This is a genomic window from Klebsiella sp. SWET4 (assembly GCF_024296565.1).
GTDB lineage: Bacteria > Pseudomonadota > Gammaproteobacteria > Enterobacterales > Enterobacteriaceae > Klebsiella > Klebsiella variicola.
This window is the reverse complement of record NZ_JANCOB010000006.1, coordinates 308,664-315,475: the sequence shown is the minus strand read 5'-3', so window position 1 is coordinate 315,475 and position 6,812 is coordinate 308,664. Positions and strand designations below refer to the sequence as shown.

At 53.7% G+C, this 6,812-nt stretch carries 5 protein-coding genes and 1 tRNA gene (1 of these 6 only partly in view); 3 read left to right on the top strand and 3 right to left on the bottom strand.

Features of this window, described 5'->3' with window-relative positions; translation table 11 throughout:
• Together NKJ21_RS16335 and NKJ21_RS16330 are read left to right on the top strand one after the other, a co-directional pair.
• Positions 1-21: transfer RNA gene (locus tag NKJ21_RS16335), tRNA-Ala, on the top strand; it begins 155 nt to the left of the window's first position.
• Positions 22-230: 209 nt separating this feature from the next.
• Positions 231-2,402, top strand: a complete 2,172-nt coding sequence (locus NKJ21_RS16330; protein ID WP_048964295.1) for an EAL domain-containing protein — start codon at positions 231-233, stop codon at positions 2,400-2,402.
• A 48-nt stretch (positions 2,403-2,450) separates the two neighbouring features.
• Here NKJ21_RS16330 and nupC read toward each other — a convergent pair whose 3' ends face one another.
• The gene (nupC, locus tag NKJ21_RS16325) at positions 2,451-3,653 is read right to left on the bottom strand and encodes a nucleoside permease NupC (RefSeq protein WP_012540950.1); all 1,203 of its coding nucleotides are present in this window, start codon (positions 3,651-3,653) and stop codon (positions 2,451-2,453) included.
• Between the two features lie 346 nt (positions 3,654-3,999).
• Here nupC and NKJ21_RS16320 point away from each other — a divergent pair, with 346 nt between their 5' ends.
• Complete coding sequence (locus NKJ21_RS16320; RefSeq protein ID WP_008803886.1) at positions 4,000-5,241, top strand: Nramp family divalent metal transporter; 1,242 nt, start codon at positions 4,000-4,002, stop codon at positions 5,239-5,241.
• 57 nt (positions 5,242-5,298) lie between these two features.
• Here NKJ21_RS16320 and NKJ21_RS16315 read toward each other — a convergent pair whose 3' ends face one another.
• The gene (locus NKJ21_RS16315; RefSeq protein ID WP_008803887.1) at positions 5,299-5,652 is read right to left on the bottom strand and encodes a DUF2502 domain-containing protein; all 354 of its coding nucleotides are present in this window, start codon (positions 5,650-5,652) and stop codon (positions 5,299-5,301) included.
• 130 nt (positions 5,653-5,782) lie between these two features.
• Complete coding sequence (gene mgrA, locus NKJ21_RS16310; RefSeq protein WP_012967483.1) at positions 5,783-6,775, bottom strand: L-glyceraldehyde 3-phosphate reductase; 993 nt, start codon at positions 6,773-6,775, stop codon at positions 5,783-5,785.
• Positions 6,776-6,812 lie beyond the last annotated feature (37 nt).

Here is a 6,812-nt window from a genome sequence, read left to right as displayed (position 1 = left end):
CGATCCCGCTTAGCTCCACCAAAATTCAGAACCCTCGCCTCGGCGGGGGTTTTTGTTTTTAGCTGTTTTCATGTAAAGCACTTTCTGGTTAAGTCAGTTAATCTCCAGCTATTAAAATCGAAAGTAATTTCAGACTTTTTCCTGATAATTCACCTTGCCTGCCCTAAATAAGCAACATAACATTTCCCCCATTAAACGTAATGAGGTTGCCGGAGTTTTAATTAACAATAATGCTTGATAAAATTAACATTAATATCAAAAAAACTCTGTTGGCCTTTCTCGTCAGTTTAGTCGCTATTCCGCTGGCTCGTTTTATTTCACCGCAAACGGTTATTGATGGCAATCTTATTTATATTGCCTGGCTGCCAATCAGCGTAATGTTTTCTGTTATTTTTATCTTTGGCCGCTATGCGATCGCACCATTAATTCTCGCGTTTGCCATTACCAATAGCTTTCTCATTGAATTAACGCTGTCACAGGCGCTTATTCTGCTCTTTTGTCAGCTGTTTGCTGTGTTTGTCTCCTGCGCTGTTTTACGCCTGATGGTGGGCAAGCGCTGGCGGTGTGGCCCCACGGCGAAACATATGGGGGCGCGGATCTTCTGGGGCGGCTTCTTCGCGCCGGTGCTGTTGAAAATCACCATGTACCTTGCCGGGCAATATTTTGCGTTTCCATTATCTATTACCAGTTACTTTGGTAGTATGCCGTTGATTTATACCGTAATAGATATCCAAAGTTTAATCAGCGCGGCATTAATTTTTACGACGTTTCTTTATTATCCAATGCGGATGATTATCAGTCCGCACTATGCCCGACGTTTCTGGCGTCAGGAATGTTTACCATGGCTGGCACCCAAACATCGTTCTTTTACCCTATATTGGTTTATCTCGCTGGCGCTTTTATTAACTGTACTGTGTGCGCCGTATCAGTCTGAATTTATTGCCGGTTATTTAGTTCCGGTGATATTTATTGTCTACTTTATCGGGATTAGCCGGATTGGTCATGCGCTGCTGCGTATTTCATGGTCTGTCTCAGCCTTTTTGCTGGTGGTGTATAATAAAAACTTTCTCCAGGGCGTCCAAAGCGAGTATTCATTATCCTTTGTGCTGTCGGTCCTGATCTCCTTCACTATCTGTTTGTTTTATATGGCAGACACCTATGCCCGTAGCGATCGCAATAAACGCCGCTGGCGTAGCCAGGCGGAAGAGGATCCGCTGACGGGCTTACCTAATCTGCGCGCGCTGGTGAGCCATTTACAGAGCAGTCCTCTGCAGGCTATCTGCAGCTTGCGTATCGATAATCTCGATTTTCTTAGCCGACATTATGGGCTAATGATGGGGGTGGACTGTAAACGGCAAATCATCCGGGCGCTTCAGCCGCTGTTGGGGGCAACGGATAAAGTCTTCCAGGTTCCCGGCAGCGAATTGATCCTCGTGCTTGACGGGCCGGACCCTGCGGCGCGGCTAAACCATATGGTCGCCATCCTCAACCACAAAAAGTTCAGCTGGCATAATCAGCCGCTGGATCTTGAGTTTGGCGCGGCATGGAGCCGTGATGACGGTCAGGGTGAGACGCTGCACCAGATGCTGGGCCAGCTCAGCTGGCTTTCCGAACAGGCGGGCAGTGAACGCCGGGTGCTGGCGTTGGATGAGGAGCAGGAACTGGTGGTGGATCAAACCACCGAGCAGGTACGCCTCCTGATGCGCGTCAAGCAGGTTCTCAAAGAGCGGGCGCTGGTGCTCTATGCGCAACCGATTCAAAATGCGGAGGGGGAGGGCTATCATGAAATCCTCACGCGCATGCGCTGTGGCGATAGCGTCATTATGCCGGATCAGTTTATCCCGCTGATTGTGCAGTTTAACCTCAGCCAGCGTTTTGACATGCTGGTGCTGGAGACCCTGTTCAGTTCGCTCCATCAGCATCCCGGCCAGCGGTTCTCGGTCAACCTGCTGCCTTCAACCCTGATGCAAAAGGATAGCGCGGCGCAGATTATCGCGCTGTTTCAACGCTATCGCATTTCGCCAGATCTTATCACCATTGAGGTGACCGAAGAGCAGGCTTTCTCCAATGCCGACACCAGCCAGCAAAATCTTGAAGCGTTGCGCGCGTTTGGCTGCGCTATCGCCATTGATGACTTTGGCACCGGGTATGCGAACTATGAACGACTGAAGCATTTGCAGGCCGATATCATTAAGATTGATGGCTGCTTCGTCCGCGACATTCTGACGGACCCGCTGGACGCCATTATGGTGAAATCGATTGTCGAAATGGCGCGGGCGAAACAGATGAGCGTGGTGGCGGAATATGTCGAAAGCGAACCGCAAAAAGCGCGCCTGCTGGAACTGGGCGTGAATTATCTGCAGGGTTACCTGGTCGGTAAGCCTCAGCCGTTGGGCGAATGACGGGTAAAAAAAAGCCGGGCATTGCCCGGCTTAGATGACTGGCGCCTGTTACAGAACCAGTGCCGCAATCGAGGCGGACAGCACGCTAACCAGCGTGGAGCCGTAGACCAGCTTCAGACCGAAGCGAGAAACCACGTTACCCTGTTCTTCGTTCAAGCCTTTGATCGCCCCGGCGATGATGCCGATAGATGAGAAGTTGGCGAAGGAGACCAGGAAGATAGAGATAATGCCTTCCGCACGCGGAGAGAGCGTCGAGGCGATTTTCTGCAGATCCATCATGGCGACGAATTCGTTGGAGACCAGCTTGGTGGCCATAATACTGCCCACCTGCAGCGCTTCGCTTGCCGGCACACCCATCACCCAGGCAACCGGGTAGAAGATATAGCCGAGGATCCCCTGGAAGGAGATGCTGTAGCCGAACCAGCCGGTCACGGTGGCGAACAGGGCGTTCAGGGCCGAGATCAGTGCGATGAAGCCGATCAGCATCGCCGCCACGATAATCGCGACTTTAAAGCCCGCCAGAATGTACTCGCCCAGCATTTCGAAGAAGCTCTGGCCTTCGTGCAGATTCGACATCTGCAGATTTTCTTCGCTCTCTTCCACGCGGTACGGGTTAATCAATGACAGAACGATAAAGGTGCTGAACATGTTGAGCACCAGCGCCGCGACGACATACTTCGGCTGCAGCATGGTCATGTACGCGCCTACGATCGACATCGACACGGTGGACATCGCCGTCGCCGCCATGGTGTACATGCGGTTGCGCGACATTTTGCCGAGAATATCTTTATAGGCGATAAAGTTTTCCGACTGACCGAGGATCAGCGAGCTCACGGCGTTGAAGGATTCCAGCTTGCCCATGCCGTTGATTTTCGACAGAACGGTACCGATGGCGCGGATGACAATCGGCAGGATACGAATATGCTGCAAAATACCGATCAACGCGGAAATGAAGACGATAGGGCACAGAACCTTAAGGAAGAAGAAGGCCAGACCTTTATCGTTCATGCTGCCGAACACGAAGTTTGTCCCTTCGTTGGCAAACCCGAGAAGCTTTTCAAACATCTCAGAGAAGCCTTTCACAAAACCCAGACCAATATCGGAGTTCAGGAAGAACCAGGCCAGCAGGACTTCGATGACAAGCAGTTGAACAACATAACGAATACGGATCTTTTTACGGTCGTGACTGACCAACAGGGCCAGTATAGCCACCACAACGATCGCGAGGACAAAATGCAAGACGCGGTCCATAGTTGCTCCAAATATGAGGCAGGTTAAATTTCCGTGCACATTCTATGCAACGGCTTTAAAGAAAACGAGATCAATTGCACACTATTGCAAGGAACTGTGACCAATGGCAAAAATAGTGATCAAACATCCACTTTTGTTATGTTACGTAAAGGTTTTAAAAGTTGCATTCTTGTACTACTCTTAGTACTGGGCACGCTCTCGTGTTCTAACGCCCGTTTTTCATTTCCGGCCAGCTATTGTTCCCGCCTATCACAGCAATCATTATCTCCATTTTAAATGAACTTGATAATCATTCGCATTTTGATAGCATGAAACATAGCAAAGGCTATATTTCCAGAGGCAGAAGATGACTAGCAGTCGCGTTGAGAATAGCAGTAGTCGCGCCGCGCGCAAGGTGAAGCTCGCCCTCATGGGGCCCGCTTTCGTCGCTGCCATTGGCTATATCGATCCCGGTAATTTCGCCACTAACATTCAGGCTGGCGCCAGCTTTGGCTATCAGCTGCTGTGGGTCGTGGTATGGGCCAACCTGATGGCGATGCTGATCCAGGTGCTCTCTGCCAAACTGGGCATTGCCACCGGCAAAAATCTGGCCGAGCAGATCCGTGACCATTACCCGCGCCCGGTTGTGTGGTTCTATTGGGTGCAGGCGGAAATCATTGCGATGGCCACCGACCTGGCTGAATTTATCGGCGCTGCGATTGGCTTTAAGCTGGTACTGGGCGTGTCGCTTCTGCAGGGGGCGGTGCTGACCGGGGTGGCGACCTTCCTGATCCTGATGCTGCAGCGGCGCGGGCAAAAGCCGCTGGAGAAGGTGATCGGCGGGCTGCTGTTGTTTGTCGCTGTGGCCTATGTCGTGGAGTTGATCTTTTCTCAGCCCGCGCTGGCCCCCCTGACAAAAGGGCTGGTGATCCCTACGCTGCCCAACGGCGAGGCGGTATTCTTAGCCGCCGGGGTACTGGGGGCGACCATTATGCCGCACGTTATCTACTTACATTCCTCGCTTACCCAGCATCTGCACGGCGGTACGCGGAAAGAACGCTATAACGCGACCCGCTGGGATGTGGCGATCGCCATGACCATTGCCGGGTTTGTCAACCTGGCGATGATGGCGACCGCCGCGGCGGCATTCCATTTCAACGGCCATACCGGCGTCGCCGATCTCGATCAGGCTTACAGAACGCTGGAGCCACTGCTGAGCCACGCGGCGGCGACCATCTTTGGTCTGAGCCTGGTCGCTGCAGGTTTATCATCGACGGTAGTGGGTACCCTGGCAGGGCAGGTCGTCATGCAGGGGTTTATCCGCTTTCATATTCCGCTGTGGTTTCGCCGGGCGGTCACCATGCTGCCGTCGTTTGTGGTGATCCTGCTGGGGCTGGATCCTACGCGTATCCTGGTGATGAGTCAGGTGCTGCTGAGCTTTGGTATTGCGCTTGCTCTGGTGCCGCTGCTGATATTTACCAGCAATGCGCAACTGATGGGCGACCTGGTGAATACCCGCTGGGTGAGAGTCACTGGCTGGGTGATTGTCGTCATTGTGGTGAGTCTGAACGGCTGGTTAATTGTGGGATCGCTGCTCGGCGTGGCGTAGTTCTTGACCCGCGCTGGTTAAAGCAAAGGGGAGCCAATGGGCTCCCCTTTTCGTCTGTTAGTGATGACCATGGCCATGGCCACGTCCGCCCGGGCCTCGTCCCCAGCCGCCGCGGTGGTCGTCGCGGTCGCTCCAGCCAGCACGATAGCCGCGCTCCCAGGCTTTATTTTTACCCTTGTCCCAGCCGCGGTGCCAGCCGTTGTCATGTCGATGCCAACGGTTATCACGCCATTCATAGTGACGACGCCAGTAATCACGGTCGCGCCAGCCGCCACCGTCCCAGTAGTTACCGTAATTGTCACGATCGCCTATTTGTAATTTTACCGATGGCAGCAGGGTGATTTCACCAGCGTTAGCGACTAGTGGCGCTGCGGCCAGCAGTACTGCTGCCAGAATCAGTGACCTGAACATACTCTTCTCCTTCACGATCGGGGCCGTAAGCGGCCTGTTAACCTGATATTACGGGCCGGTAAAGACCCGCCGCATCGGACGAACTCCGAAAGCGCAGAAAAGAGCACTTTTTGCTAAAGTAACATTTGCTTTACAGCGCAAGGATGGCGTCGATGGCCGCGCACTCTTCGGTGCTGAAATGGCGATTCTGCAGCATGCCGACGGCATCATCCAGCTGCGCGGTTTTGCTGGCGCCGATCAGCACGGAGGTCACTTTCTCCTCGCGCAGAACCCAGGCCAGCGCCATCTGCGACAGCTTCTGCCCGCGCTCTTCCGCTATCGTATTTAGCTGACGAATTTTTTCTAATCGCGCGGCGGTCAGTTGCTCCGGCTGCAGAAAACGACTGCTGCTGGCGGCGCGAGAGTCGGCCGGGATACCGTTCAGATAGCGATCGGTAAGCTGTCCGCCCGCCAGCGGTGAAAACGCTATACTTCCCACCCCTTCCGTCTGCAGAAAATCCAGCAGCCCCTCTTCCGCACTGCGTTCGAACATCGAATAGCGGGGCTGGTGAATGACGCAGGGCGTACCGAGGTCGTTAAGGATCTTCACCGCCTCCTGCGCCTGGGCCAGCGGATAGTTGGAGATCCCGACGTACAGCGCTTTACCCTGACGGACAAGATGATCGAGCGCACGCATTGTTTCCGTCAGTGGGGTCTGCGGGTCCGGGCGGTGATGATAAAAAATATCGACATACTCCAGCCCCATGCGCTGCAGGCTCTGGTTAAGACTGGCCACCAGATATTTGCGTGAACCCCAGTCGCCGTACGGGCCGTCCCACATGGTGTAGCCCGCTTTGGTGGAGATGATCAACTCATCGCGATAGGGCTGGAGCGCCTCTTTCAGAATGCGGCCAAAATTGCTCTCTGCTGAACCCGGCGGCGGCCCATAGTTGTTGGCGAGGTCGAAATGAGTTATGCCAAGGTCAAACGCGTGCAGGAGCATCTGCCGGCTGATCTCCACGCGCGTTTCGTCGCCAAAGTTGTGCCACAGGCCGAGAGAAATCGCCGGGAGCTGAAGGCCGCTGCGCCCGCAGCGACGATATTCCATCGTTTGATATCGCGTCGTGCTTGCCTGATAAACCATTCTTCCTCCGCAGATAAAATAGGGTGTGTATACGTTT